Genomic DNA, 26,307 nt, shown 5'->3' with positions numbered 1-26,307 from the left:
TTATAATGTTGACAATGTCCACTAAAAAGGAGGGTTTGACATCGACTCTCAGTACATAAATCCAGATATTCTGGCTGACATGCGACGTTTTAACCGTTTCTATACCAACATACTTGGTGTACTTGACAAGCATATTCTCGGAACAGGGTATTCCTTTGCTGAAGTAAGGGTCATTATTGAGATTGGAATTCGGGGAGAAAGCATTGCGAACAATCTGGTGGATACACTGACCATTGATCGCAGTTACATGAGCCGAATTGTGAACAAGCTATCCAAGGAAGGTCTGCTGGTGAAAGTAAATTCTGCGTCCGATAGCCGGGTCAGTCTGATTCGTCTAACAGCCAAGGGTGAGGAACTGTATGCCCAATTGAATGATCGATCGGATCAACAGATCCTGAAATTAATGCAAGACCTCAATGAAGAAGAGATTCAAGAGGTATACACCTCCATGATGAACATACAAGAGAAGTTGAACAAGAGTGCAGGAGAGACAACACGATGATACGATTTGAATGTGACTATAACGAAGGTGCGCATGAACGCATTTTACAAAAACTGATGGAAACCAACATGGAACAAACAAGCGGGTATGGTACGGATGAGCATTGCGAACGCGCGAGGATGCTTATTCGTCAGGCTTGTGACAATGAGCAAGCTGATGTTCATTTCTTGGTTGGCGGTACACAGACGAATACAACAGTGATTGCCTCTATTTTGCGTCCATATCAAGGTGTGATTGCAGCGACCTCGGGACACATTGCGGTTCATGAGACTGGAGCTATTGAAGCAACAGGTCATAAGGTACTCACGGTCCCAAGCGAGGACGGAAAAATCACGCCTGAACAGGTTAAGGCAGTCTATGATGCGCACATGAACGAGTCGTCACCGGAACATTGTGTACAGCCAGGTATGGTATACATATCTCAGCCAACGGAGAACGGAACGATGTACAGCAAGGCAGAATTGCAAGCATTGCACGCAGTCAGCAGAGTGTGTGGTCTTCCATTTTTCGTGGATGGAGCACGCCTTGGATATGCACTTGCCTCCCGAGATTGCGATATGACACTTGCTGATCTTGCGCGCTTGTGCGATGTATTTTACATCGGAGGAACCAAGATTGGGGCATTGATGGGAGAAGCAGTCGTTATCCTGAATGATGCGCTCAAGCCAGATTTTCGTTATATGATCAAACAAAAAGGTGGTCTGCTTGCCAAAGGCAGATTGCTGGGGATTCAGTTTGAAACCTTGTTCGAAGACGGCCTGTATCTTGAGATTTCCCGTCATGCCGTGGATATGGCGTTGAGAATTCATGATTCACTCGAACAACAGGGAGTACGCTTCCTGTATGACTCACCAACCAACCAGCAGTTTCCGATTCTGCCCAACCTTTTGCTTGAGAAATTACGGAATGATTATACCTTCTCCTTCTGGGAAAAGGTTGACGATACACACAGTGCGGTGCGCTTTTGTACCAGCTGGGCAACCCGGCAGGAGAATGTGGATGCACTGACTCGTGACATCGCTCAATTATTGCACGAAGAGATCCACGTGCCAGAACGGGTCGAAGCATTGGTCTAATCTTGTTCAAAATTTAAATAGAACAGCTCCGATTTCCTCTCGTAAATTTTGAACATTCCCAAAGATATTACGCAGAATTTTGATATTGAAAAAAGGACAAACCGTTATGGTTGTCCTTTTTTGGTTTTCCTTTTGTGTGATAGTTGTGAGATAGAGAGGGTGAATACTCGGTTACTCACTCAAGGCCATGTCATATTTCTCTTTCAACCGTCGGATATCGGCTCTTGGCGGCGCACCGAACATGCGTGCATATTCGCGGCTAAATTGAGAAGCACTCTCGTAACCAACCCGGAATGCTACATCTGCCGCATCAGCAGATTCGGCCATCAGAAGTCGCCGGGCTTCCTGTAATCTTATTTGTTTCTGGAATTGTAATGGGCTCATAGCTGTAATCTCTTTGAAGTGACGATGGAATGAAGAGACGCTCATGCTGGCGGTCTCAGCCAGATCTTCAATGCGAAATGGCTGTTCCCAATGATGAACGATGTACTCAATCGCTTCTCTGATCCGATAAGTGCTGCTACCTTCAACCGCAATCTGCGCGAGTTCCCCTCCGTAAGGCCCTTGAAGGAGGCGAAACAGGATTTCTTTAACGTACAACGGAGCCAGAAATGGAATCTCTCCCGGCGTATCCAGCAAACGAACAAGTCGGAGTACAGCATCCTGAATGGACGATTCCATCTGACCTACAAACATGGCTCGTCTGGCGTTTTCGTTGAATGTTACCTTGATATTGCAGTCGTTAAGTACTTCGAGAATTTGGTTCGGTGTGAATTCGAGTTTGAGACTTAAGTAGGGTGCTTCAGCGGATGCCTTGATAATCTGTCCGATGACCGGGAGATTCATGGAAGCAATCAGGTAATCGGAAGGTCCGTATTCATAACGCTTCTGTGCGAGCAATACTTCTTTCAACCCTTGAACAATCACACAAAATGAAGGTTTATATACTCTGTATGCCGGTTCGCTAATCTTGGAATGGTGATAGACAAACAGGAAGGGAATTGCCGTTTCCATTGCACCGTTATGGTGGGAATGGCGTTTAATCAGGTCACTCAATTCCTGTTTTGGTTGAAATGATTCTTCGGTCATACGTATCCTCCTCACGGATTTAACCTGCTTACATTATAAAGCTTACCGTACAGAACCAAAAGGGGGCCTGAGAGGATCGGGCAATCAATTAAGACGATTGATATACCGCTATCAGCCCATGACTCGGCATACTAAGAGTATGTTAAAAGAGCAAAGCGATTAAAGTTTATTCGAAAAGTTGGGTGAACAAGGTGATGAAGTGGTTATCAAACCATGTGAGGCAAATATTGATTGACAGGCTCGAATCACAGATCAAGTTCGAAGAAAATTCCGTACATCGAGAGATATACTTCACATGCTGGTTAGAGCTAGTTACCAAAGAGGTCGAGACAACATCCGTTTACAGAACAAATTCAAGGAGAGTGTGAAATATGGAATATGTGAAATTAGGACGTACCGGTCTGGATGTCTCCAGATTATGTCTAGGTTGTATGAGTTATGGTGTACCGGAACGCGGAATGGCTCCATGGTCCCTGAATGAAGAGCAGAGTCGACTTCATCCGGAAAGCAATGGGATAATACAACTCCTATTGAGGAAACCATGGAAGCTCTTCATGATGTCGTTAAGGCCGGAAAGGTTAGATACATTGGAGCTCTTCGATGTACGCCTGGCAGTTCATGAAAGTCCAATATACAGCTGAGCGTCGCATCCGGTAACTGGAAATCTCAGTTGATCCGAATTCTTAATGTTAAAGTCGCCATTCGGCTGCTTTTTTTATAGTTTTCTATTGAGTGAATTGACACTTCTCTTATATTAAAGTTATTATAGATACATTAGATCCTTAATTGAGAAGGAGATTATATTCTATGAATAACGGACATTCATCCGGTCAAACGAACGAATCGTGGAGGGGTCATTCTGCTCCTTTTACAGCGTTACAGGAAACATCTATCTTATCCTTGCTCCAGCCGTCCCATGGAGAACGTATTCTTGATGTGGGTTGTGGCAATGGGGATCTGACAGCCAAAATTGCAGTCGCAGGAGCGCTGCCAACAGGTATAGATTTTTCAGAAGAGACGATTAGGCAAGCTAAACAAAAATATCCTGATATGAATATTCAAGTCGCTAATGCCTGTCATTATCGGTCTGAAGAATCGTTTGATGCGGTCTTCTCTCATGCCGTTCTGCATTGGATAAAGGATGCCCCAGCTGTGGTACAATCCATATCCTTAGCGCTTAAGACGGGCGGGCGGTTCGTGGCTGAGTTTGCTGGAAGTGGTAACACGGCTATATTAATAACAGCGGTAAGGGAAGAACTGCATGCCCGTGGATACGAATGGGAAGGTCGGAATCCATGGTATCACCCTACCATTGGCGAATATGTTAATCTACTGGAGCAAACCGGATTTCGAGTTAGTCTGGTCCAGCATGTTGACCAATTTACCCCGTTCAAGCCAGGTGCCAGAAAGTGGCTGGACAGCTTCGCGGCGTATTTATTCAGTGGTATCAAACCTGCGGAACAGGATGTTATTATGGAAGCTGTAGAGAAAAAAGTACAGCCACAACTGATGCAGGATGGACAATGGTATCTAGACAGAAGCCGACTGCGAGTGGTAGCTATTAAGGAATCGGGGAATGCGGTGTGAAAGTAGACAAACCCAAGCTTCAGGAGCAGTTGCTCGAACCAGAGACGATTGGTTTTCTCGAATCCAAAATGGAGTACAAACACAAACTGATTGAGAACATAACATTGGATCAACAGGAAGCGAGTAAGGTTTCCTTTGAAAATGTTGTATTTAGACATGTGACGATCTCGGAGTCTAACTTGGAACAATTTGAATTCACCGATGTCCGGTTCGAACACTGCGACTTCTCCAATGTCAATCTTTCTGGTGCCTTCATGCACCGGATCGAATGGCATAACTGCAAGTTTGTCGGAACTGATTTTTCCAATTCTCGCTTGCATAATGTCAGTTTCCTTCATGGTTTAGGGGATTACAGCAATTTCCGTTTTGCCCATCTGAAACAGGTCTCCTTCTCGGAATGTACCTTGATTGGTGCGGACTTTGCCTATCTGGCTCTTCAGAAAATGGAGTTCACCCAATGTAACATCGACCAAGCTTCCTTAACGGGGACCAAAATGAAAGATTTGGATCTTAGCGATTGCCAATTTGATTCCTTGGTGTTAACCATGGAAGATCTCAACGGTTGTGTGATCTCACCACATCAAGCTGCAACATTTGTAGGATTAATGGGCGTCATTATCAAATGATCGCATGAACCTATTCATGGGGTTGCCAATATAGTGAAAGTGTGTATAATTGGAGACACATTAGAATAAAATCAGGTTTTCTAGGGTTCCGCGACGCATTATGTGTCGGTCTGGTCCGAGAGAAAACCCGCAACCTGTTGGTTGTGCCACGGAGGGATAAAAGCCTGGGAGATGAACTGCGATATGCAGTTTGTTTCCCGGGCTTTTTTTATTTTTCCGCTAATGTACCCATATTGTGTGTGCCAAAAATGAATTAGAGAAGGGGTGTTACAGGTATGAACAAAACCTGGATGTCGGTTGTGCTTGCTGCGTTGTTTGAAGTGGGTTGGGTCATTGGATTAAAACATGCCAGCGGGATGCTGGAATGGAGCCTTACACTGGTTGCGATTATGATCAGCTTCAGCTTAATGATTGCAGCTTCGCGGACACTTCCTGTGGGAACCGTATATGCAGTATTTGTTGGCCTGGGTACTGCTGGTACGGTACTTGCAGAGATTGTTCTGTTTAATGCGACTGTTCAAGCCGGAAAAATGATACTCATTGTTATACTTTTACTCGGCGTTATCGGTCTTAAAATGCTAAGCAAAGAAAAGAATAAGGAGGTGCAGCTATAATGAACTGGGTATTTCTTATCTTGGCAGGGGTGTTTGAGATGATCGGCGTGCTGATGATAAACAAGTTGCACAAAGACCGTAATCTCATTTCACTGGTTCTATTGGTATCCGGGTTTGGTTTAAGCTTCCTGTTCCTGTCCATTGCAATGGAAACTCTTCCGATGGGGACAGCATATGCCGTATGGACGGGAATCGGAGCCTCGGGTGGTGCCATTTTGGGTATGGTGTTTTACGGGGAGCCTCGAAATGCCCTAAGAATGCTGTTTATCGCCATGGTGCTCGGATCCGCAGTCGGTCTCAAATTGGTCAGTTGAACAAGTGAAAGTGAAAAGTTAATGTACAAATTACATTTTTAATGTTATCCTTATACGTTACGTGTGAAATAAAAGATGCGTCTTATTCATAGATGTGCGTAAATGAAGGAGAAAACATGACATTTAACGACTTAAATATTATCCCCTCTATTATGGAAGGGTTAAGCAAAGCAAACTATACTAATCCTACGCCTATCCAGGAACAGGCTATTCCAGCTGTATTAGCGGGTAGAGACCTGCTTGGATGTGCACAGACAGGAACAGGCAAGACGGCAGCATTCTCGGTGCCGATCATTCAATTATTAAGCGAGAGATCCAAAGGACCTAAGTCCGCACGACATATTCGCTCATTAATTTTGACACCAACAAGAGAACTGGCTATTCAGATCGCGGATAACATCAAAATATATAGCCGCTATACGGATATTCGTTGTACGGCTATCGTTGGCGGTGTTTCACAAAAAGTGCAAGAACGCGCGCTTAATCAAGGTGCAGATATTATTATCGCAACACCTGGCCGTTTGAACGATCTGATTAACCAGAAGCGTATTGATCTGAAAATGGTTGAGATTCTCGTTCTGGATGAAGCAGACCGGATGTTGGACATGGGCTTCATTCATGATGTGAAACGAATCATTGCCAAGATGCCGAACAAAAAGCAGACGCTGTTCTTCTCAGCGACCATGCCTCCTGAGATCACCAAAATGGTTAAGACTTTGCTGGTTGATCCAGTCAAAGTAGAAATTACACCGGTATCTTCAACCGTAGACCGTATTGAGCAGTCTATATATTTGTTGGAGAATGGCAAGAAGCAGCTTATGTTGAACCAAATTTTGGAGGATAAATCCATCGTCACGGCATTGGTGTTCACACGCACGAAGCGCGGCGCTGACCGGGTTACACGTGATTTGGCCAAAGTGAATGTAACGGCACAGGCCATTCATGGCAACAAGTCTCAGAACGACCGTCAACGGGCACTGAACAATTTCAAGAGTGGGGCTACCCGAGTACTGGTGGCGACGGATATCGCAGCAAGAGGAATTGATGTGGAGGAACTGTCACATGTCATTAACTTTAATCTGCCGAACATTCCGGAAACGTATGTTCACCGTATTGGACGTACAGGTCGAGCAGGGAAAAGCGGGATGGCCATCTCATTCTGTGAGAAAGATGAACTTCCATTCCTGAAGGATATTGAGAAAGTAATCAAGAAGACGATTCCTGAAGTAAAAGGTCATCCGTATCCGATGACAGGTGTACCTGTGTTTGAGAAAACCAGCAAAGCATCGGGCAGTAAACCTGCGTTCAACAAATCAGCTGCGGGTAAACCAGCCAAATCCAAGGCGAACCCGGCACGCAAGCCGAAATCCGAGTGGTTTGCCAAGAGTGGCAAAGCCAATAGCAGTCGTTCAAGCGAAGGTAGATCCAATGGCAGCAGACCAAGTAGCAGTAGATCTAACAGCAGTAGCAGTAAATCAAATCATGGCTCATTCAATCGCAGTAGCAAAACAAGAAATGATAGAGCCAATTAAGATCTAAATAAATCCAGATAAAACCTTCTCCAGAATATGGAGGAGGTTTTATTATGTGCAGGGAGCTTATTTACATACGAACTTACATTCGGTATCATTATATTGTTCAATGTGAAAGGGGAGGTACTGACTTGAAGGATACGATGATTGAATACAGTTTGAAGAAGAAAGGTGCGATCAAGGATTATCCATTTGGACCTGATCCAGTCGCGATTAAGGTCGCGGGTAAGATGTTCGTGCTGATTTTTGAAAATAAAGAAAAGAACTGTCGCTTGAACTTAAAATGTGACCCGATTATTGCAGAGAATCTGAGAGAGCAGCATGAAGCTGTTCAACCAGGATATCATATGAATAAAAAACACTGGAATACCATTACGCTGGATGGTTCTTTGTCAGATGAGGATGTCTACGTAATGATCGATCACTCGTATGATATGGTTATCCAATCCCTTCCAAAAAGCGCTCGGGAATCTCTGGCCGAATCGTGAGGTATTTCGTTCATATCAATGCCCATGGTCTGCTCGCCAAGTAGAATGAATATCTTATGAAAATGAAGACATACTTGAAGCCCATATGGGACCGTTATCTTGGAAATAAGCAAGATCGAACGGCTTTGTTCAACGTTGTATCCCTTGTTATCAATGCCTGGATTGGGATAGGCAAGCTAGTCTTGGGGATATATCTCCTTTCGGGATGGTTCATCACAAATGCAGTGTATTATTTGATTCTGTGTATAGCCAAAGGCCAGGTGCTTCATCAATATAAAGTTGCCAAAGGGATGGTTTCTCCCCAAGAAAGATATTCTTTGGAGCTTGCGGTGTATAAACGCGGTGGTCTTTTTCTATGTTTTCTGGGCGTGTCCTATTCGATCGTCTGTCTGCGAATGTATCTGATCGGTGATGCCTTCATATATAGCGGACTTATTGTATATATCGTAGCTATAGTCGCTTTTACCAAACTTGCTTTTGCCGTGTACGGTACCTGGGCTAATCGTCATCTACATAACCCAATTATATCTACATTGAAAATGATTAACTTCACCGATGCCATGGTATCCATCGTCGTGACACAAGCGACACTACTTACCATGCAAGCCTCACCTCTCGCTTTAAAAACCAGTAGTTTGTTTGGCATGGGGTGCAGCGTTTTCTTTTGTCTGATGGGGTTCAGAATGATGTCCCACAAGAAAAAGGACTCAAGTATGGAGCAGGTGAGCGAATCCAACGAACAGTGAGACAACTGGGGGAGCTTGATATTTCGCATGAACATGCTGTCACAACGGAAGGTGGACCGGCCACGACAGTGGGGGAGGAAAATTTCATCACTGTCTTGAATTCATTGGAGAATGAATGATTCAAATCTCCGATTGTCGGAGTCATTCTTAATGCAAATAAGGAGTGATAAATATGGATCAACAACAACAATTGGCAATGGTACAACAAATGCGTCAAAATGTCGTCGGTACAGACGCAGCTCTTCAACCCAGTTCCACGTATGCTGTCACAGTAGAAGAAGTTATGATTCCTACAACCAAAGGCGAGACGCGTGTACTCGTGTATAAACCGGATAGGGATCATCCCGCTCCGCTGCCAGTCTTTTTCAATATGCATGGGGGTGGCTTCATCTTGGGACAAGCGGAGGGAGATGATCCCTGGTGTCGCCTGATCGCTGAGCGTGCTGATTGTTTCGTTATCAATATCGATTACAGCCTTGCACCAGAGAATAAGTTCCCAACAGCGGTCCACGAATGTTACGACATTGTAAAGTGGGTTCACACCAATCCCGAATCCTTCTCGGTTAATCCGTCTTTATTCGCCATTGGAGGGCATAGTGCTGGTGGTAATCTTGCTGCAGCAGTGTGCTTGTTGAATAAACAACGTGGTAGCGAGCTGCCACTTGTTCTGCAAGTTATCGATTATGGCGTGTTGGATGTAGCAACAGATCCGGCCGAGAAACCGAGTTTTGAAGAAGCCATTCCAGCCGATATCGCCAGAACATTCAACGCCATGTACCTTGAAACGCCTGAAGATGCGCACGATCCATTAGCTTCACCTGTGCTCGCAAAATCATTACAGGAACTCCCGGAAGCTTTGATCATTACCGCGGAAAAAGATTCGCTTGCTCAAGAAGCAAGAACTTATGCAACAAGGCTTGAAGCAAGCGGTGTGAAGGTGACACTTAAGGAATACGAGGGAGCTGCTCACGGATTCACGCATTATGGAGATCTCACGATGGCAGAGGATGCCTGGTATCTGATGAGTGACAAGATCAGAGAAGCTTTTTCCAAATAACTTGGTTGAGAATAAACGTAAGAAGTTATCTCACGAAGCACTTATAGTAAGGTATATGTAAATTCACCCTGAAGTCGCCTATTGGTGGCTTTTTTGGTTGATCTCTGGTTAAATCAATCGTTTGATGAAACCAAGCTTCTGAGCTTGCGGATGTGTTAATAAACTAGTATAGGACTGTTCTTAAGATTATAACGATATCGTTAAGGGTAAGAGTGTTAATTAGAGGAAATAATAACCAATACCAGGAGGTTTATTATGAACCAATATAACAGTCCATCCGATATCGCGATTCTTGGCATGGGAACGGCTCTCCCTGCTCACCCCGTAGCACAGTCAGATATTGCAGAACTAATCGCTTCTTCTCTTCAGGATCGGCCCGATTTGGCCCGCTTTGCCAGGCGGATATTCAAGTCCTGTGGTGTTGAAACACGATATACCGTGGAACCGAGCTATCTCGGTTCACTGGAAGAATGCCGATATCTGCCCTCTGGTGAGCGATCAGACGTCCCGACAACCGAAGAACGAATGAATACATACAAGCGAGAGGCGCTTCCGCTCGGAATTGAGGCGGCAGAGAAAGCCCTGAAGGATTCAGGCGTATCTCCGAAGAGCATCACGCATATCATCACGGTCAGCTGCACCGGTCAATATCTGCCGGGGCTTGATGTTATGCTCATCCGTCACTTGGGTCTGTCTGACCGTGTTAACCGACTGCCGCTGATCTTTCAGGGCTGTGCCGCAGGGTTGAAAGCCATTCAGATGGCACGAGATGTCGTGCAGGGTGCTCCGGGATCACAGGTACTTGTTATCTGTGTAGAGTTGTGTACAATTCATTTTCAGCCGGTGCAAGATCGGGAAGCGCTGTTTGCAGCTTCATTCTTCGGAGACGCAGCTTCTTCTTGTATAGTGGGCACACCAGAACCTCAGCACAAGAATGTTCTGAGCCTGGGAACGGGCTATTCTGTGCTTCTTCCGGATTCAACTGAAGATATGACCTGGGAGGTGGGGAACCTGGGGTATGACCTGTATCTATCCCCTCGTATTCCGAAGATGCTTGGTGTTCATTTAGAAGAGGAATTGCGTCTCTTATTGCAAAGTGAACAGCTTCCTGAGCTGTGGGCCATTCATCCGGGAGGACGCGGGATTGTGGACTCTGTGCAGAATGTAATGAAGCTGCGAGACGAGCAAACGAAATACAGCAGGGATGTCCTTAGAACGTATGGTAACCTGTCTTCCAACACGATCCTGTTTGTACTGAATGCGATGCGTGAGGACATGAAGGTACAGGGTCAATCCTCCACAGATGGTGTAGCCATGGCATTTGGACCGGGACTTACTGCGGAATTGATGAAATTCACTTATGTACCCTCATTCTCTTCAGGGATGGAGGAGCACGATCATGTCCTTCTTTAGAACATTGTCCATACGGGCTAAGGAAGAGGAACTGATGGATGACTTCTCTATGGGAGGGGAGGAGCTGCGTGAAGCACTCAGACATCTGAGACGTCTTAACAAAATATTCGCAGCACCCGGCCCAACGCTTGCTGGTGTAGAGAAGTTATGGAAATCTGTCGGTAAGCCGAATAAGCTGACCCTACTGGATGTGGGGGCAGGTTCAGGGGATGTGAACCAGAAACTGCTGCAATGGGCAGATCGTCAAGGTGTTCAGCTGGAAATTACGCTGGTTGATCTGACGGAGGAGGCGTGTGAGGAAGCAAGAAAACTATTCCGTGACGAACCCCGAGTCAGGGTACAACGTGCCGATCTTACACAATTGCCGGATGCTTCAGCAGATATCGTGACAGGTTCCCAGTTTGTGCATCATTTTGACGGAGATATGCTGGTTGATATGGTTTCTCATATGCTGCGAGCATCCAGATATGGTGTCGTCATTAATGATATTCACCGCCACCCCGTATCCTATAAAGCGGTCTGGATTACAACACGAATGATCTCGCGCAATCGGTACATTCGTCATGATGGGCCTCTTTCCGTAGCCAAAGGCTTTACAGGGAGGGATTGGAAGGAACTTAAACAACGTCTCAATCATGATACGATGACTTATGAATGGAAGCCTTTATTCCGTTACTCTGTTGTTATTCCCACGAAAGGCAGGTGATCTGACGTGTCGAAATCGATAGATGTGATTGTCATCGGAGCCGGAATTGCCGGTAGTACGTGTGCAATGCAACTGGCAGGAAAAGGTCATCGGACCCTTTTGCTGGATCGTCAAGAGTTCCCTCGACACAAAACCTGCGGTGAGTTCATGTCACCCGAAACCAAGGAAATGTTAGAGGTTCTGGATATTCACCTTCTGGACCAGACGAAGAAACCCAGCACCATGGATCATGCCAAAATCGTTATGCCACAAGGCGGAGTGATCGAAGCACCGCTGCCGGGATTCGCATATGGCATAAGTCGATATGAGCTCGACCAGATTTTGCATCAGAAGGCTCTGGAGGCCGGAGCCCAGATTGTGACCAAAGCGACCATAACGAGCATCGAGCAGCTTGAGGATGCCAGTTATGAGGTTCAGGTAAAACAGGGAGATGAGCAGATCAGTTACAGAGCCAAAGCCGTCATCGGGGCACATGGGACCAAAAAACCGCGTGGGATGTCATCCGCACCTGATCTCCGGGACCAAACCGTATACGTTGGCGTTAAGTCCCACTTCAGCGGAATCGAGATTCCCGCGCGGGTAGAGTTATATTTTTGCGAGGGTGGTTACGTGGGCATTTCACCGATTGAGGATGGCATTGTGAATGTCGCCGCATTGTTGACACTGGATACCGTACAGAGAAGCGGCAAGTCTGTAAACGATATTTTACAGGCGGCATCCCTGACCAACGTGAGTTTGGCAGCCCGTTTGGCCGAAGGAAAACCTGTAGATGGAACGCAAGTGTCGATTGCGCCTCTGCATCTGTCCAATGTTCCTGAACCTTGGTCCCAATATCCGCATATTGGAGATGCCATGCTGATGATACCGCCTTTATGTGGAGACGGAATGTCCATTGCCCTTCGCTCCTCTCTCCTGTGTGCAAGGTGGACCGATAAGTACCTGCAAGGCGACATTGAACATGCCGATTGGCAGAGTAATTACACACTGGAAGCAAGCCGTGAATTTACCCAATTGCTCAGACGCGCAAGAAGAATTCAAAAGCTGGCTTTTGCCAAAACCAATAAATTCTATCCTGGTCTGGCTCGGATGATCCCCGGTTTAGCAGCTTATGTCGTGAAGGCCACGCGGTTATCCGAGATGAACGCAGCGCGCTAATCCATTGATACTTTGCTCAATACTTATGCGAAAGAGGTTGCTGACGGTGGCCTCTTTTTTTGGTGCATAAACATTAATTTGGTGGAGAGAGTTTGGAAATTCGGCAAATGCTCGTATAATAGAATCTAATGTAACGATAGAGAACTAAGTCAGATGAAATGTCGGGAGGCACTATTTAAGATGAACTATTCATTTTCCAATCGTATCGCAGCACTGCAACCATCCATTATTCGCGAGATTTTGAAGGCTTCCTCTGGGCAAAATGTGATTCCATTCTCTGCGGGAAACCCCGCACCGGAGACCTTTCCTATTGAGGCGATTCGCACGTTCACCCAAACCATTCTGGAGCAAGACCCGGTCACGGCTCTGCAATATGGAATTACGGAAGGATATGTTCCCCTAAGGGAAGCCTTGACGCAACATTTGAAGACAGGTTTTGATACGGGTAAGCCATCCGATCAATTGTTCATCGTATCTGGAGCGCAGCAGGGGATTGAACTTGCCTGTAAAGTGTTCTGTAATGAAGGGGACACGATTATCTGTGAGAGTCCGAGCTTTATCGGCTCCCTGAACTCCTTCCGGGCATCCGGTGCGAAGCTTGCCGGGGTTCCGATGGAGATGGACGGCATGGATATCGAGAAGCTGGAACAGGCGCTGCAGACGGAGCCTAATGTGAAACTGATCTACGTGATCCCAAGTTTTCAGAATCCTACTGGTGTAACGACGAGTCTTGCGAAACGTAAGGCCATATACGAGTTGGCTAAGAAGTATGGCGTTATGATTTTGGAAGATAATCCGTACGGAGAACTTCGATTCAACGGAGAGGATGTGCCAACCATCAAGTCTATGGATGATGAGGGTCTGGTCATCTATGTTGGATCATTCTCCAAAATTTTGTCGGCGGGGCTACGTGTCGGTTTTGTACAAGCGCCACATGAAGTGGTGGAGAAGATGGTTGTTGCCAAACAGGGAGAAGACGTACATACCGCCATGCTTCCACAGATTCTGGCATACAAGTTCATGACAGAGTATGACTACGCGGGGCATATTAACAGCATTCGTGAGGTATATCGGAGAAAAGCTACATTGATGATGGACAAGCTGCAAGAGCATATGGGTGAGTCCATTACCTATACTCAACCCGATGGTGGACTGTTCCTCTGGTGTGACCTGCCAGCACATGTGCCCATGCTTGATTATGCCAAGACAGCGGCAGCTCAAGGGGTTGCGGTTGTACCGGGAAATGCATTCCTGGTGAATGAGCAAGACCCTTGTAATGCCATCAGACTTAATTTCTCAACCCCATCAGACGAACAGATTATCAAGGGTGTAGAGATTTTGGGGCAGGTATTGAAGGGCTACAACGTTTAATATGATCAAAAATGCAATATATCCAAGAGAAGTCGCCTATTGGCGACTTCTTTTTTTGGCCTTTCGCAGCCCTTAATTATCAATTAATGCACTTAATTCTGCCTGAAAAACCTTTTGATTCTTCTGATTGAATGTACTCAGCAGCACGGTAACAATCCCATTTCCTTTTCGTCTGGGTGTCAATCCAATAACTTCTGCAATGACATGAAGTTCATCATCCGGATAGACAGGTTTCAAGAATTGAATATTATTCATTCCGGTGCCCGCCACGACATGCTCTCCATAGACGCCGACCTCAATCCATAATTTGAAGGAGATGTTCATCGTTTGCATACCAGAAGCAATTAAACTGCCGAAGCGCCCTTGCTTGGCCTTTTCCTCATCCAAATGCATGTACTGTGGATCATAGATTGTGGCAAACTCGATAATATCGCTCTTGGACAATGCCAAGGATGTGGTTTCATAGCGCTGACCTATTACATATTCACTGAATCTCATGAAGGCACCTCGGTTTCTTTGATATGTTTTTTCGTAGTCGATGCCTTGGAAAGAGACATGACTGGACTGACGTGTTAAAATGCTAGTGAACAGTCCGGTGTGTATTGCGCTGTGTTACTGACATAATGAAATAAACAGATGAAACTGTCTTTGAGGAGTATATATGATGATAACGATTAAAGATGTAGCCAAGATGGCGGGTGTAGCCAGTTCGACCGTATCTTGTGTACTCAACGATAAAGGGAATGTGAGTGAGCGGACAAGACTCCGAGTACTTGAGGCAGCGAGCCAACTCAATTACGTTAGGCATGGTCCTGCATCTGAATTAAAACGAAATAGTACACAAACCATTGGTGTTATTGTCCATGACATGTCCAGTCCATATTTCTCGGATCTGGTGAATGGAATAGAAACGGTCGTTATGAGTCACGGATACGATATGATCGTATGTAGTTCGTTGGGTGGAGAGAAATCAACAGCCCATCGTTACATCCGAGAAAGAAGAATTGATGGAGCTATTGTTATCGCTCAGAATATTCAAGATCAATTGCTGATTGAAGCATCTGAAGCAGGATTTCCGATTGTCGTCATGGATCGGGATCTGGATGCTCAACATATTGTAAAGGTTTTGATGAGTGATACGCAAGGCGGATACTTGGCTACCCGCTATCTGATCGATAAAGGTCACCGGACAATAGCTTATATCAGTGGTCCGTCACAATCGGAATGTAATCTCCATCGTTATCAAGGTTATTTGAAAGCCTTGAAGGAGGCAGGCATTGAAGAGAACCCCGAATGGAAAATTGGCGGACAATACATGAAGCAAGATGGCTACATTGCAGCCAAGAAACTGCTTGAAGGAGAGTTGCCCTCCGCTGTTTTCTTTGCTAATGATGAAATGGCGATTGGCGGCATGGAAGCTTTCAGGGAGCATGATATTTCAATTCCCGAGCAATTATCCGTGATCGGCTTTGACAATATACCTGCATCACAGTACATGAATCCACCATTAACCACCTTTCGTCAGCCAAAGAGGGATGCAGGCCAGCTTGCAGGTCATGTTCTCTTCCAACTGCTGAATGGAGAGATCGTAGAGACGTTATATACACTGGACATCCAATGCGTGGAACGTGATTCTGTTCGGCTCCTCAACCTGAGTTGAGGAGTTTTTTCATTCTATAGCATTTTAAATACTTAAAAAGAAAGGAGTGTGGCGATCTATGCATAATAATAAAGACGAGAGATTCTTGCATAGGAAATAAATGGAGGGTGATTAGATGGGCGTACCCACGTTTCTGGAGACAGGCCATATGGAAGAAGGTTTTCCCATTCGGGTGATTCATACAGGTGGTCAGTTCAATTATGCTGCACACTGGCATGATGAGGTTGAACTGGTTGTTGTAAATGGAAAGAGCGCACGAATTGGCGTGAACGACCACGTTTGTGAGTTGGCAAAAGGGGATGTGCTGCTGATCAAACCAGGAGATGTGCACTGCTTTTTTCCGGGGACTGAACAGCTAACCATTATCTTGTTCCGACTCGAATTGTTAACAGGGAGTTTCACGACCGAAGCCGAAATTCAGGATCTCGGACAACTTTTTAACAAAACAACAGTTATTCCCTCGAACACGGGAAGTCAGAGCAATCTGGCTCATTATATAGATGTCATCATTACCGAGAAGAAAAATCAGAAGCCGGGATATCGATGGTTAATGGTATCCAGATTATATGATCTCATCATACTTTTACTACGCACAATCGTACCGGCTACCACCGATGAATCAACATCTTCTGGATGGCCCTGTACTTCCTCCAAAAAATTTGAATTCCTTGAATCGGTCTGTGAATACCTGGAGGAGCACTATGCTGAACCGATCAAGCTGGAACAGGTGGCGGAACATATTAAGTTCAGCAAGTTCCATGTCTGCAAGCTGTTCAAAGAGATTAAGGGCGTAACATTGATGGAATACTTGAATCACTTTCGTATCATCAAATCAGAGTGGGCCTTATTGTTCCGTCAGGATACCATTCTGGAGATTGCGATCGGGCATGGGTTCAACAATGTAAACTCCTATAACCGTCTTTTCAAAAAATATAATGACTGCACCCCCTCCGAATTTCGTAAAAAACACCGTACGAATATCACAAAATATGGAGGGTAATGCACAATATTTGTGGAGAAAGCCCTCTCCAAAATCAATATACTCTAATAAATTGTAAGCGTTTCCTTTTTGAAGGAGGGGGCCTATGAAGAAGTGGTTTAAGCCAACTATTGTATTTGTATGTGCAGCACTGTTGTTAGCTGGTTGTCAGTTCAGTCCATCCAATCAAAGCAAGCAACAGGAGATTACCGTGTGGAGTTTTACGGATGAAGCAGGATATGCCATCGAGAAATTCGAACAGCAATATCCTGACATCAAAGTGAACTTTGTCAACATCCCCGGTAATTTCTATATTACCAAGCTGAAATCTGCGCTACAGACGACCTCGAAGGCTCCAGATGTATTTATGATTGAAAATGCAAATATTCGAGAACTGATTGACGTTCCTTATCTGGAGAATCTATCAGCTTCGCCGTACAACGCCAATGAACTTATCCAGGAACAATATGCTTTTGTGCAGGCCAATGAAAAGGACAGCGAAGGAAATGTCAGAGCGATAGGTTATCAGGGAACACCAGGGGGCATCTATTATCGTCGGGATTTGGCGAAGAAATATCTGGGCACCGATGATCCTGAAAAGGTGGGTTCACAGATCGATACATGGGAGAAGATCTTCGAGATTGGAGAGAAGGTGCAGCAACTAAGTGGGAATAAAGTACATGCACTGGCAAATTGGAATGCTATATCGAATTCATATGATGGTATACCTTGGGTGAAGGACGGCAAACTCGTCATCGATCCAACCTACTTGGAGGTGCTCGATCTTGTACGTGAAGCACGTGAGCGGAAAGTACTTGCCGAGTATGATGATGGAAGTGCCGGTTACGCGGCATCCATGCAAAAAGGAGAGGTCATGTTCTATCCCGGGGCAACCTGGGCCCTGCAATTTACGTTCAAGGCAAATGCCCCGGATACCGAAGGATTGTGGGGCCTGGCACAGGGACCTTCCGCGTTTAGTGCAGGTGGAACTTATATAGCGATGTATAGTAAAAGTGACAAAAAAGATCTCGCCTGGAAGTTTATCGAGTTCTATAACTTTGACCACGACTTTCTATCAGAGCTCGCGAAAGAGCAGGATTATTTCACGAGCAACATGGTTGTGAATGATGAACTTGCCCCGTCTCTCTCATCGTCTTATTTGGGAGGACAGAAGCATTTCGAATTTTTCTCGGAGGCTGCGAAACGGATTCCTGTATACGAACGCACCAAATATGATGCGACGATTAACAACGATATCTACAAGAATGTACTCCAGTTGTATCTCAATAAGGACATTCAGACCAAGGAAGAAGTCGTAAAGCGAATCAAACGTGATGTCACCTTGAGATTTCCGGAGCTGGAAGTGGATTAGCTTAGGACGTGTCTGAAAACCTACCTTTGAAGTTTTCAGACACGCCCACGAAGTAAACGATGGTTATACACATCACACATCCGATGATAACTGGGGGGGATAGAACATGTTTGCCAAAACGATTCGCAAGGACCATTACGGCTACTACTTCATTGCTCCGTTCTTTATTATTTTCACCATTTTTGGGCTTTATCCCATTTTATATTCGCTCTATATCAGTTTCACCAACTTTGATGGCATCACGACGCCTGATTTTGTAGGGATCGGCAACTACGTGGCTGTACTACAAGACCCGCTATTCTACAAAACCTTGTTTAATACATTATTCATCTGGGGCGTATCTGTCGTTCCGCAACTGACAATCTCCCTGGTGTTGGCTTTTATCCTGAATGATAAGCTGCTCAATGGACGGGATTTTTTCAGAGCCGTGTACTTTTTCCCGAATATCGTAACGGCTGCATCTCTCGGGTTGCTTGTCAGCCTGATCTTTGACTGGCAATCCGGAGGACTGAATCATTTTTTGGTGCAAACTGGCATCATACAAGATCCAATTAACTGGAAAAATAATCCCTGGTTTATGCGGCTGATTGTCTCATCCATTTTGTTTTTCCAATACTTCGGGTATTCCATGGTCATCTACCTTGCAGGTCTTCAGGGGATAGATCCGTCATTGTTGGAGGCTGCACAGATGGATGGAGCGAAAAAGAAACATATTTTCATTCATATCATCGTGCCAATGCTCCGTCCAATTATTCTGTTTCAGATGATTACCTCCATTATTGGTGGCATCCAGATTTTTGATCAGCCATTTACATTAACCAATGGCAATGGTGGTCCTGACCGGGCAGCCATGACAAGCATTATGTATCTCTATAATGTCGCATTTCAGAGCACTCGTTTTGGGTACGGCGCTGCAATCGCATTTTGTCTGTTTATTATCATCATACTGTTGTCCGTTGCATCCTTCATCATGACCAAGCGGAAGAGCCGTTCATAGGGAGGGGAGTTCTCATGCAAACTGCAAAATCAGTTGAACAACCAAATGCAGCGATTCAGCAATATGCCACCACAAGGCGACTGACGGCAGGCAAGATCATCATCTATCTGTTATTGATTGGTCTTGCCGTGCTGTGCATTATTCCATTTTATCTGATGCTCATCTATTCAACACATAACAATGCAACGATTGCTTCAACATTCACCTTTCTTCCCGGATCGTTTTTGGTGGATAATTATATGAATATGGTATCGAAAATCAACATTTGGCGAGGGTTTGCCAACAGTATTTTCATTGCAGGATCATCAACCGTGTTATCTCTGTATATTGGTGCTCTGACCGCATACGGTTTTGCCAAATTCAAATTCAAAGGGCGGAACTGGTTGTTTCTGTTCCTGTTGGCAACCATGATGGTGCCGGGCCAACTGGCCCTGATTGGGGTATATCGCCTATTCAGTATGTTGGGGCTTCTGGACAGCTATGCCGCGATTATTTTGCCGGCTGCGGCCAACGCGTTTAATGTATTCTTTATCAAACAGTTCATGGAGAGCAGTATCCCGGATGAGATTATTGAATCTGCACGGGTGGACAGTGCTGGTGAGTTCCGAACGTTCAATCAGATTGTACTGCCTATTCTGGGGCCGGCAATCTCAGCCCTTGGCATATTCACGTTTATTGGTTCATGGAATAATTTCCTAACACCGCTTGTTCTATTTTTCTCCCTGGATAAATATCCGCTTCCAGTGCTGGTTGCATTAGTGCAGGGTTACTATGGGATGGATTATGGGCTCTTGTATTTGGGCGTAGCAATCTCAATCCTGCCTATTATTGTTGTGTTCTCTATATTTTCCAAACAGATTATTGGAAGTGTTGCTTTGGGTGCGGTCAAAGGATAGGGGCCAATGCATACCGGAATATCAGGAAGAATTCAAAGGGTTTGAATTTCTGAATATATCTTCAGGGTCGCTCACGAGGGCGGCCCTTTTGCTATTCAATATTTTGCGTATATATCCCAACTTATAAGTAAAGGATACCTTTAACTGAGAATATCTGGACGAGCATGCGCAGAAAGGGGAGGGCGGTATGGACACATCACAGATAACACATCAGAACCTGCCGTTAACCGGATCTCTTGCTGTTGATCAAGAAATGCTAAGCTCCGTTTTTGCAGGTTGCTCGGATGTTGTGTTTCATACATTCCAGACCGCGTGTCATATTTCAGCGGTATGCGTATATTGTGTTGGTTTATGCGATACAGAACGGTTGGAAAGACAGGTACTAACGCCCCTTCAGGAAATTGGGATTGAAGCTGCGCAGGTTCCCCTGGCTTCTGTTAAGAATGTTGATACAACCACTCAGGCGGTGCAGGCTATATTAGAGGGGGAAGCTCTGTTACTGCTGGAAGGCTCAATAATTAGAACTACCTACCCTCTATACAAAGCTGAAAATCGTTCAACCGAGGAACCGTTAGCTGAATCGACCGTGCGCGGTGCACGAGATGGATTCACAGAATCGTTGACTATGAATATGTCTCTACTGCGCAAACGTCTCAAGACACCTGCATTTAAGATTCAAACACGCAACATGGGAGATCGTACCAACACCAGTATTTCACTTGTATACATGGAGGGAATTATTGACCCCAAACTGGTCAAAGAAGTGAAGACACGACTTGCCGATTTAAAACTTCGAGACGTACTGGAGAGTCAGTACATTGAAGAAGGCATAGTTGATCAGCGATATTCACCATTCCCGCAGATGATTGCAACGGAACGTCCGGATGTCGTTGCTTCCAACTTGCTGGAAGGTCGATTTGCTATTCTCGTTGACGGAACGCCATTCACCCTGATCGCGCCAGTGACCATTTTTTCCATGTTACAGTCCCCGGAAGATTATTATCAAAATGTATTTATGAGTGTATTTGTACGCTGGCTGCGATACATTTTCTATGTTTTATCCATGCTGCTTCCATCGGCTTATGTAGCGATTACGACATTTCATCAGGAGATGATTCCTACCGTATTGCTTCTCAGTATTGCGCGGGCAAGAGAAGAGATCCCTTTTCCTGCACTGGTAGAAGCACTCATTATGGAGATTGCCTTTGAAGCACTGCGTGAGGCTGGGGTCCGGTTGCCAAAGCAGGTCGGATCAGCGGTCAGTATCGTGGGCGCATTAATTATTGGGCAAGCGGCGACGAGTGCCGGAATTGTGTCAGCCCCCATGATTATCATTGTCGCGATTACCGGTATCGCTTCTTTCATGATCCCTCGTTACGCTGCCAGCATCGCGACCCGATTACTGCGTTTTCCTATGATGTTTCTGGCGGGAACGCTGGGACTTACTGGCGTCATGTTGGGAGTCATCCTGGTTGTCATTCATCTGAGCAGTCTTCGTTCATTCGGAACGCCTTATCTGTCACCTGTGGCGCCAACGATGAGCAAAGAACTCAAGGATGTATGGTGGCGACCAGCACCAAGGAATAGACCGGACTAGAACAATCGATACTCAAGCAATCAAGGGAGCGGGATTACACATGTTGACTGACAAAGGAAAAATATCGGAGACGCAATTGGCATTCTTGATCTTTCCCGCTATTCTAGCGACCGCCATATTGTCTGTACCGGGTATTACAATGCATTATGCAGGCCATGACATGTGGCTCTCTCCGATTATAGGCTCCATCGTTGGTTTTGCAGCGATAGCGGTTTCCATTGGACTAGATCGCCTGTACCCTGGAAAAACGCTCATTCAATCGAGTGTATCGATTGCGGGTCGTATCCCTGGGAAATTAATTGGATTGGTATATATCATTTTTTTGCCCCATTTGACGGGCTTGATTATACGGACGTACGGAGAATTTATTGTTAACAATGCACTTCCGCGAACCCCGCTATTTGTTGTAATGGGGACTATGGTTGCGGTGTGCGCGCTTAATGTCAGACTGGGAATCGAAGTGGTTGGACGCACCTCTCAAATCTTTGTAACCCTCCTGATCGTGCTGCTTAGCCTAATTTTCATTCTATTGATCGGGGATCTGAACCCAGCGGAATTATTCCCTTTCATGGAGAACGGACTACTACCTAGTATCAAAGGAGCCCTTGCACCTGCTGCATGGTTTAGTGAGTACATCGTAATCGCCTTCCTGCTTCCCTATGTCAATCGTAGAAAACGCACAACACGAGTCATGTTGGGTTCCCTTTTAATAACGACAACCGCAATGACGGTGATCAATCTGTTTTGCCTGTTTTTAATTGGAGATCTGACGGATAGCTTTGTATATCCGGTTATGATTGCCGCAAGATACATAACCATTGCAGATTTTCTGCAACATATTGAATCCCTGATTATTGCCGTTTGGATTTTTGGAATCTTCGTCAAAATTTCTGTTTTTCTTTATATTTTTGCAACATCCACAGCCGAATGGTTCGGTTTGAAGGATTACAAACCCGTCGTTGCCCCCCTTTCTTTTCTGTGTATGGTTTATGCCTATTGGGTTGTGTCCGGCGGATCAAGTGCTTCCAGTCTGGTTGGCCCTTCAGCTAACTTGTATACGATCAGTATTTTATTAATTCTTCCGGCTATGATCTACGGTATCGCATGGCTGAAGAAAGAGTGGGCACATCTTCGAAAGAATCAAGCGAACACCTGATTGATGAGGGAGGAGCACTTGCGAATATATAGAGTACTACTGATGCCAATATTGTGTTGTTTGCTTTTAAGTGGATGCTGGGATCGCATCGAAATTAATGACTTGGCTATTGTGCTGGCTACGGGTATAGATTACGAAGATGGCAAAGTACAACTGACTTCACAGATATTTATTCCGCGCAAAGCAGGTGGGGGAGATAGCAGTGGGAGTGGAGGCAGTCCAAGCGGGGTCACGATGATTCGAACTGCGGAAGGACGTACAATTGCAGAGGCCTTGAATCGGTTGCAACGTAAAGTTCCCCGGAATATGTTCTGGGGCCACTGCGAAGTCATCATCATTAGTGAGCAAGCCGGCAAACGGGGAATTCGCGAGTACATCGATTTCTTCTTGCGTTACCCTCAGTTCAGGGAGCATGCATATGTCTTTTCCAGTGAAACGGCGGCGAAAGACATCCTTGCCTTACTTGATCCTCTGGAGCGAAGTTCTGCAGAGTCGTTGCGAGAAATGGCCAATCTGAAGCTGGGTACACGGATTACCGCTCTTGAACTAGGTAAATCGATTGAAGGTCCAGGTAGTTCCGTTATCTTGTCTCGCATGTTAATCTTACCTCTGGAGCCCGATCAGGATAAACTGACCACCACGCCATATGTGAAAGGTTTGAGCTTGTATAAGGAGGATCGCTACGTCAAGACGGTCAAAGAACCATTAAGTGTAGGTGTATTATTACTTGCAAAAGAACTGAACAACATTATCATGCCTGTTGAATTTAAGCCGTTGAAAGGTTCTTTTTCGATTCAGCCTATTGAAATTCAAACTGTCTTGAAACCTCGGATTATAAACCAACAGTGGAGTATGAAGGTCGACATCCAAACCAGGGGAGAAGTGGTGTTAAATACAACCGATGCCGATCTGACTGATCCCGCTGTTTTAACTAAATTGGAACAGGAATGGTCAGCTAAACTTACAACTCTGGCTCATGATGCTTTAGACTTGTCCCAGAAGGAGCTGCGTACCGATTTCTTCAAATTTGCCGTTGAATTCCGCAGATACTATCCGCATCAATGGAAGAAGCAGGAGAAGAACTGGGAAACCATCTATCCTGAATTGGACGTGGAAGTCAAAGTGGAAGCCCATGTAGTACGTACCGGAAAATCAACAGGACCACAGGGGATACCTGATGAGGACGAAAATTGAACAGAGACCGCTCCTGTTAATGCCTGAGAAATGAGGTGATTGCATGAAACTAGGCTCAATCCTTGGAATTGTGATGCTGGCGGCTGCGATAATGTATGGAGAGTGGAAGAGTAGTAAAGAGAAACGAGCCAGAATAGTGAGTGCGGGAATTACTGCAGTGGCGACAGTCATTGGGATCATTCTTCTCTTTCAGCCCCGTTTTCCTGGTCCTACTCAGGTTATGAAGCTTGTATTTGGAAGCATGGATAAATTAATGAAGTGAGATTATGGAAATAGAAGGACCACGTCTTTACGTAACAGAGATGAGGTCCTTCTTTTAGTATTAAGTGAGCTGTATCCGCTCTAAGATGTCTATTCTTTGATTACTGAAGTGTTCACGGCATCTTCCATATTTGTATTGTAGGAACGGAACAGACCCAGACGCCAGAACGCAGCTCCTTTGAGGTCATAACGTTTGGCAAGACCGAGCTTATCATCAACAGAGGAGGGCGTTTCACTGCTTAGACTGATCCCGAGCAGAAGTTTACTCTTCGGGGCACCGGCCTCTATAGCTAATAGAATCGCCTGATTTACAAGACTATTTGGCTCTGGTACCTGAGATTTGGTGCCAACCGGATTATACTGATAGGCCATAATAATAAGATCATCTGCAATAGAGGCAAGTGTCTTGTAATCATAACCTTTATAAGCACTATTTAGAGGTGGTACCGCTAGTGATAAGGCTGTATCCTGGGGCAAGGAACTCTTTAATTGCTTCACATATACATTGAGCAACTTTTGTTGTTCAACCGCATCCAGTTTAAAACCGAGTCCTTCAAAATCCAGAACAACTCCACCAAAACCATGCTCTGTGACAGCAGCACTTATGCCTTCAATTGATTTTTGCCGCAAATCAGCGTTACTCAATACTTTGGTCAGTTCGCCGTTTCCATCCAAGGCATATACCATGAGCTGCGGTTGGATCTGCTGATCTGCCGCGTCAGCAACGATGGACTGCGGTGTAATATCACCCGAAGCAGCAGGAAGACGGTACTCATCCCCCTGAAGTGTAAACTGACCTTCACGATCAATGCGGCTCCAGCCAAAGGCTACGGAATTCATGGAAGTGATGAGATCTTTTTCTTGAAAGGATTGCAATGCATAGAAGGCTCTCAGGTGCATCTCACGTTGTGGGGAGACGAGGGAGACCGTCTTGGTTGCCTGATTCCAGCTTGCACTTACACCGAACTGATTGCTAAAAGAACTGAGTGGAATGAGTACGCTCCCCTCCCGCTGAACAGGTGCTGCTGGGAGAGTAACTTTCTTCCCGTTTACGGTCGCTGTAGTACTACCTACTTGAAGCAGTACTTCTGTTGCTTGTCCTTTCACAATTTGCGTCGCTTTTACAGTTTGTGATTTGCTATTCCAGGTAATATCGATACCAAGGGCTTCCCCGACCGTCCGAAATGGAACATAAGTGACACCCTTATCAACTCGGGGAGCTGCATCAAACTGTAATGGAACATCATCCAATTGAACGGTAATGGCCGGAGCAGCATAGGCTCCACCAATATTTGGGGTACCCCCGATGATAGAGAGAGCAATCACAGTAACCGCAGCAATTTTTCCTGCACGTTTAATAAACATCGTTTGTTTCCTCCTACTTTGTACATAATAATAGAATCATATTTGATAACAAAATCTAGTAATCTAGCATATGTAGCATAACAAAATTTTCATATCGTTCCAATATAAGAGTCGAAGTTTAGTCATATTGGTGGCAAGAATCGTAATATACTTTACTATATATTGCGGAAGGAGTGTGCTTTTTGCCAAACTCTACGGGTTTTATATACAATCCGACCACCGGTGCAACTCAGTCCACGCAGCTCATCGTGACTTGCATTAACGATTCTCTTAATGCTCCTGTTAATATTGAGCTTGAGGTTTTCAGGTGGGATACTACTCAAACTGCACGTATTGCGATTGGTCATGATCTGTTTGAATTACTGCCCCAAGCGACAAGAACATTAATCTATCCACTAATCAATGCAGCTTTTTTCGAGGTGCAAAGTGATTATTTTAGCGCTACAAGCACTATCATTCATGTATATGGTGTTGATTCTACAGGCCAGATTATCCAGCGTGTGCTTCAATCGGAGATGACATTAATTGACCGATTCACAAATATCCCTTAAAGC

27 protein-coding genes, 1 pseudogene and 1 riboswitch are annotated in these 26,307 nt (G+C 45.2%); of the genes and pseudogenes, 25 read left to right on the top strand and 3 right to left on the bottom strand.

The features are described 5' to 3' along the window. Positions 1-79 precede the first annotated feature (79 nt). Entirely contained in the window at positions 80-502 is a 423-nt protein-coding gene (locus MHH93_RS04045) for a MarR family winged helix-turn-helix transcriptional regulator (protein WP_500052908.1), read from the top strand. After that, positions 499-1,578 carry a threonine aldolase family protein gene (locus MHH93_RS04040; protein WP_500052907.1) on the top strand — a complete coding sequence of 360 codons (1,080 nt, stop codon included), beginning with the start codon at positions 499-501 and terminating at the stop codon, positions 1,576-1,578. Before MHH93_RS04045 ends, MHH93_RS04040 begins: the two co-directional genes overlap by 4 nt. Before the next feature lie 171 nt (positions 1,579-1,749). Here the strand turns inward: MHH93_RS04040 and MHH93_RS04035 are convergent, their stop codons facing one another. Next, complete coding sequence (locus MHH93_RS04035) at positions 1,750-2,667, bottom strand: AraC family transcriptional regulator (protein WP_500052906.1); 918 nt, start codon at positions 2,665-2,667, stop codon at positions 1,750-1,752. Positions 2,668-3,038: 371 nt separating this feature from the next. Between MHH93_RS04035 and MHH93_RS04030 the strand changes: the two are divergent. The 13 genes and pseudogenes from MHH93_RS04030 to MHH93_RS03970 all read left to right on the top strand — a co-directional run. Continuing rightward, positions 3,039-3,312 (top strand): annotated as a pseudogene (locus tag MHH93_RS04030) (aldo/keto reductase); the annotation flags it as partial. 162 nt (positions 3,313-3,474) lie between these two features. After that, on the top strand, positions 3,475-4,254 hold the full coding sequence (locus MHH93_RS04025) for a class I SAM-dependent methyltransferase (RefSeq protein WP_500052905.1): 780 nt from the start codon (positions 3,475-3,477) through the stop codon (positions 4,252-4,254). Further along, on the top strand, positions 4,251-4,880 hold the full coding sequence (locus MHH93_RS04020) for a pentapeptide repeat-containing protein (RefSeq protein WP_500052904.1): 630 nt from the start codon (positions 4,251-4,253) through the stop codon (positions 4,878-4,880). Before MHH93_RS04025 ends, MHH93_RS04020 begins: the two co-directional genes overlap by 4 nt. Before the next feature lie 69 nt (positions 4,881-4,949). Continuing rightward, positions 4,950-5,053: riboswitch (guanidine-I (ykkC/yxkD leader) on the top strand. Between the two features lie 102 nt (positions 5,054-5,155). Then, a complete protein-coding gene (locus tag MHH93_RS04015; RefSeq protein WP_500052903.1) occupies positions 5,156-5,494 on the top strand; it encodes a DMT family transporter in 339 nt (112 codons plus the stop codon). Next, entirely contained in the window at positions 5,494-5,808 is a 315-nt protein-coding gene (locus tag MHH93_RS04010) for a DMT family transporter (protein WP_500052902.1), read from the top strand. Before MHH93_RS04015 ends, MHH93_RS04010 begins: the two co-directional genes overlap by 1 nt. A gap of 116 nt (positions 5,809-5,924) precedes the next feature. Continuing rightward, positions 5,925-7,340, top strand: coding sequence for a DEAD/DEAH box helicase (locus MHH93_RS04005; RefSeq protein ID WP_500052901.1), 1,416 nt, complete (start codon positions 5,925-5,927; stop codon positions 7,338-7,340). Between the two features lie 131 nt (positions 7,341-7,471). Then, positions 7,472-7,828: an MmcQ/YjbR family DNA-binding protein gene (locus MHH93_RS04000; RefSeq protein WP_500052900.1), complete on the top strand. Its 357-nt coding sequence runs from the start codon at positions 7,472-7,474 to the stop codon at positions 7,826-7,828. Between the two features lie 56 nt (positions 7,829-7,884). Further along, positions 7,885-8,574 carry a hypothetical protein gene (locus MHH93_RS03995; RefSeq protein ID WP_500052899.1) on the top strand — a complete coding sequence of 230 codons (690 nt, stop codon included), beginning with the start codon at positions 7,885-7,887 and terminating at the stop codon, positions 8,572-8,574. 172 nt (positions 8,575-8,746) lie between these two features. Continuing rightward, a complete protein-coding gene (locus MHH93_RS03990) occupies positions 8,747-9,631 on the top strand; it encodes an alpha/beta hydrolase (protein ID WP_500052898.1) in 885 nt (294 codons plus the stop codon). Positions 9,632-9,886: 255 nt separating this feature from the next. Then, entirely contained in the window at positions 9,887-11,044 is a 1,158-nt protein-coding gene (locus MHH93_RS03985; protein WP_500052897.1) for a type III polyketide synthase, read from the top strand. After that, entirely contained in the window at positions 11,031-11,750 is a 720-nt protein-coding gene (locus MHH93_RS03980) for a methyltransferase domain-containing protein (RefSeq protein ID WP_500052896.1), read from the top strand. The genes MHH93_RS03985 and MHH93_RS03980 overlap by 14 nt, the downstream gene beginning before the upstream one ends. A gap of 6 nt (positions 11,751-11,756) precedes the next feature. After that, on the top strand, positions 11,757-12,905 hold the full coding sequence (locus MHH93_RS03975; protein WP_500052895.1) for an NAD(P)/FAD-dependent oxidoreductase: 1,149 nt from the start codon (positions 11,757-11,759) through the stop codon (positions 12,903-12,905). 180 nt (positions 12,906-13,085) lie between these two features. Continuing rightward, positions 13,086-14,276 (top strand): aminotransferase-like domain-containing protein, encoded by a 1,191-nt coding sequence (locus MHH93_RS03970; RefSeq protein ID WP_500052894.1) that lies wholly within the window; start codon positions 13,086-13,088, stop codon positions 14,274-14,276. A gap of 72 nt (positions 14,277-14,348) precedes the next feature. Here MHH93_RS03970 and MHH93_RS03965 read toward each other — a convergent pair whose 3' ends face one another. Then, on the bottom strand, positions 14,349-14,774 hold the full coding sequence (locus MHH93_RS03965) for a MaoC family dehydratase (RefSeq protein ID WP_124114590.1): 426 nt from the start codon (positions 14,772-14,774) through the stop codon (positions 14,349-14,351). A 163-nt stretch (positions 14,775-14,937) separates the two neighbouring features. Between MHH93_RS03965 and MHH93_RS03960 the strand changes: the two genes are divergently transcribed. The 9 genes from MHH93_RS03960 (at position 14,938) to MHH93_RS03920 (ending at position 24,389) form a co-directional block, all read left to right on the top strand. Next, positions 14,938-15,936, top strand: coding sequence for a LacI family DNA-binding transcriptional regulator (locus MHH93_RS03960; RefSeq protein WP_500052893.1), 999 nt, complete (start codon positions 14,938-14,940; stop codon positions 15,934-15,936). Between the two features lie 115 nt (positions 15,937-16,051). Beyond that, positions 16,052-16,936: an AraC family transcriptional regulator gene (locus MHH93_RS03955; protein WP_500052892.1), complete on the top strand. Its 885-nt coding sequence runs from the start codon at positions 16,052-16,054 to the stop codon at positions 16,934-16,936. Positions 16,937-17,021: 85 nt separating this feature from the next. After that, positions 17,022-18,287: an ABC transporter substrate-binding protein gene (locus tag MHH93_RS03950; RefSeq protein WP_500052891.1), complete on the top strand. Its 1,266-nt coding sequence runs from the start codon at positions 17,022-17,024 to the stop codon at positions 18,285-18,287. Between the two features lie 106 nt (positions 18,288-18,393). Further along, on the top strand, positions 18,394-19,284 hold the full coding sequence (locus MHH93_RS03945; protein ID WP_500052890.1) for a carbohydrate ABC transporter permease: 891 nt from the start codon (positions 18,394-18,396) through the stop codon (positions 19,282-19,284). A gap of 14 nt (positions 19,285-19,298) precedes the next feature. Continuing rightward, entirely contained in the window at positions 19,299-20,180 is an 882-nt protein-coding gene (locus MHH93_RS03940) for a carbohydrate ABC transporter permease (protein ID WP_500052889.1), read from the top strand. A 187-nt stretch (positions 20,181-20,367) separates the two neighbouring features. After that, the gene (locus MHH93_RS03935; RefSeq protein WP_500052888.1) at positions 20,368-21,777 is read left to right on the top strand and encodes a spore germination protein; all 1,410 of its coding nucleotides are present in this window, start codon (positions 20,368-20,370) and stop codon (positions 21,775-21,777) included. A 40-nt stretch (positions 21,778-21,817) separates the two neighbouring features. Beyond that, a complete protein-coding gene (locus MHH93_RS03930) occupies positions 21,818-22,933 on the top strand; it encodes a GerAB/ArcD/ProY family transporter (RefSeq protein ID WP_500052887.1) in 1,116 nt (371 codons plus the stop codon). Positions 22,934-22,951: 18 nt separating this feature from the next. Next, complete coding sequence (locus tag MHH93_RS03925; protein ID WP_500052886.1) at positions 22,952-24,127, top strand: Ger(x)C family spore germination protein; 1,176 nt, start codon at positions 22,952-22,954, stop codon at positions 24,125-24,127. Between the two features lie 43 nt (positions 24,128-24,170). Further along, the gene (locus MHH93_RS03920; protein WP_500052885.1) at positions 24,171-24,389 is read left to right on the top strand and encodes a hypothetical protein; all 219 of its coding nucleotides are present in this window, start codon (positions 24,171-24,173) and stop codon (positions 24,387-24,389) included. 89 nt (positions 24,390-24,478) lie between these two features. Here MHH93_RS03920 and MHH93_RS03915 read toward each other — a convergent pair whose 3' ends face one another. Beyond that, the gene (locus tag MHH93_RS03915) at positions 24,479-25,753 is read right to left on the bottom strand and encodes a stalk domain-containing protein (RefSeq protein WP_500052884.1); all 1,275 of its coding nucleotides are present in this window, start codon (positions 25,751-25,753) and stop codon (positions 24,479-24,481) included. 182 nt (positions 25,754-25,935) lie between these two features. Here MHH93_RS03915 and MHH93_RS03910 point away from each other — a divergent pair, with 182 nt between their 5' ends. Next, on the top strand, positions 25,936-26,304 hold the full coding sequence (locus tag MHH93_RS03910; RefSeq protein ID WP_124114600.1) for a hypothetical protein: 369 nt from the start codon (positions 25,936-25,938) through the stop codon (positions 26,302-26,304). The last annotated feature ends 3 nt before the right edge of the window (positions 26,305-26,307 follow it).

The sequence above is a fragment of the Priestia sp. FSL H7-0729 genome, assembly GCF_038005685.1.
Taxonomy (GTDB): Bacteria; Bacillota; Bacilli; order Paenibacillales; family Paenibacillaceae; genus Paenibacillus.
This window is presented reverse-complemented; position numbering and strand designations above follow the sequence as displayed.

What these genes read in the sequence shown, in the direction of transcription:
- MHH93_RS04045 (WP_500052908.1), top strand. Translation starts at nt 80, where the DNA reads ATGCGACGTTTTAACCGTTTCTATACCAACATACTTGGTGTACTTGAC.
- MHH93_RS04040 (WP_500052907.1), top strand. Translation starts at nt 499, where the DNA reads ATGATACGATTTGAATGTGACTATAACGAAGGTGCGCATGAACGCATT.
- MHH93_RS04035 (WP_500052906.1), bottom strand. Translation starts at nt 2,667, where the DNA reads ATGACCGAAGAATCATTTCAACCAAAACAGGAATTGAGTGACCTGATT.
- MHH93_RS04025 (WP_500052905.1), top strand. Translation starts at nt 3,475, where the DNA reads ATGAATAACGGACATTCATCCGGTCAAACGAACGAATCGTGGAGGGGT.
- MHH93_RS04015 (WP_500052903.1), top strand. Translation starts at nt 5,156, where the DNA reads ATGAACAAAACCTGGATGTCGGTTGTGCTTGCTGCGTTGTTTGAAGTG.
- MHH93_RS04010 (WP_500052902.1), top strand. Translation starts at nt 5,494, where the DNA reads ATGAACTGGGTATTTCTTATCTTGGCAGGGGTGTTTGAGATGATCGGC.
- MHH93_RS04005 (WP_500052901.1), top strand. Translation starts at nt 5,925, where the DNA reads ATGACATTTAACGACTTAAATATTATCCCCTCTATTATGGAAGGGTTA.
- MHH93_RS03995 (WP_500052899.1), top strand. Translation starts at nt 7,885, where the DNA reads ATGAAAATGAAGACATACTTGAAGCCCATATGGGACCGTTATCTTGGA.
- MHH93_RS03990 (WP_500052898.1), top strand. Translation starts at nt 8,747, where the DNA reads ATGGATCAACAACAACAATTGGCAATGGTACAACAAATGCGTCAAAAT.
- MHH93_RS03985 (WP_500052897.1), top strand. Translation starts at nt 9,887, where the DNA reads ATGAACCAATATAACAGTCCATCCGATATCGCGATTCTTGGCATGGGA.
- MHH93_RS03980 (WP_500052896.1), top strand. Translation starts at nt 11,031, where the DNA reads ATGTCCTTCTTTAGAACATTGTCCATACGGGCTAAGGAAGAGGAACTG.
- MHH93_RS03970 (WP_500052894.1), top strand. Translation starts at nt 13,086, where the DNA reads ATGAACTATTCATTTTCCAATCGTATCGCAGCACTGCAACCATCCATT.
- MHH93_RS03965 (WP_124114590.1), bottom strand. Translation starts at nt 14,774, where the DNA reads ATGAGATTCAGTGAATATGTAATAGGTCAGCGCTATGAAACCACATCC.
- MHH93_RS03960 (WP_500052893.1), top strand. Translation starts at nt 14,938, where the DNA reads ATGATGATAACGATTAAAGATGTAGCCAAGATGGCGGGTGTAGCCAGT.
- MHH93_RS03955 (WP_500052892.1), top strand. Translation starts at nt 16,052, where the DNA reads ATGGGCGTACCCACGTTTCTGGAGACAGGCCATATGGAAGAAGGTTTT.
- MHH93_RS03950 (WP_500052891.1), top strand. Translation starts at nt 17,022, where the DNA reads ATGAAGAAGTGGTTTAAGCCAACTATTGTATTTGTATGTGCAGCACTG.
- MHH93_RS03945 (WP_500052890.1), top strand. Translation starts at nt 18,394, where the DNA reads ATGTTTGCCAAAACGATTCGCAAGGACCATTACGGCTACTACTTCATT.
- MHH93_RS03940 (WP_500052889.1), top strand. Translation starts at nt 19,299, where the DNA reads ATGCAAACTGCAAAATCAGTTGAACAACCAAATGCAGCGATTCAGCAA.
- MHH93_RS03935 (WP_500052888.1), top strand. Translation starts at nt 20,368, where the DNA reads ATGGACACATCACAGATAACACATCAGAACCTGCCGTTAACCGGATCT.
- MHH93_RS03930 (WP_500052887.1), top strand. Translation starts at nt 21,818, where the DNA reads ATGTTGACTGACAAAGGAAAAATATCGGAGACGCAATTGGCATTCTTG.
- MHH93_RS03920 (WP_500052885.1), top strand. Translation starts at nt 24,171, where the DNA reads ATGAAACTAGGCTCAATCCTTGGAATTGTGATGCTGGCGGCTGCGATA.
- MHH93_RS03915 (WP_500052884.1), bottom strand. Translation starts at nt 25,753, where the DNA reads ATGTTTATTAAACGTGCAGGAAAAATTGCTGCGGTTACTGTGATTGCT.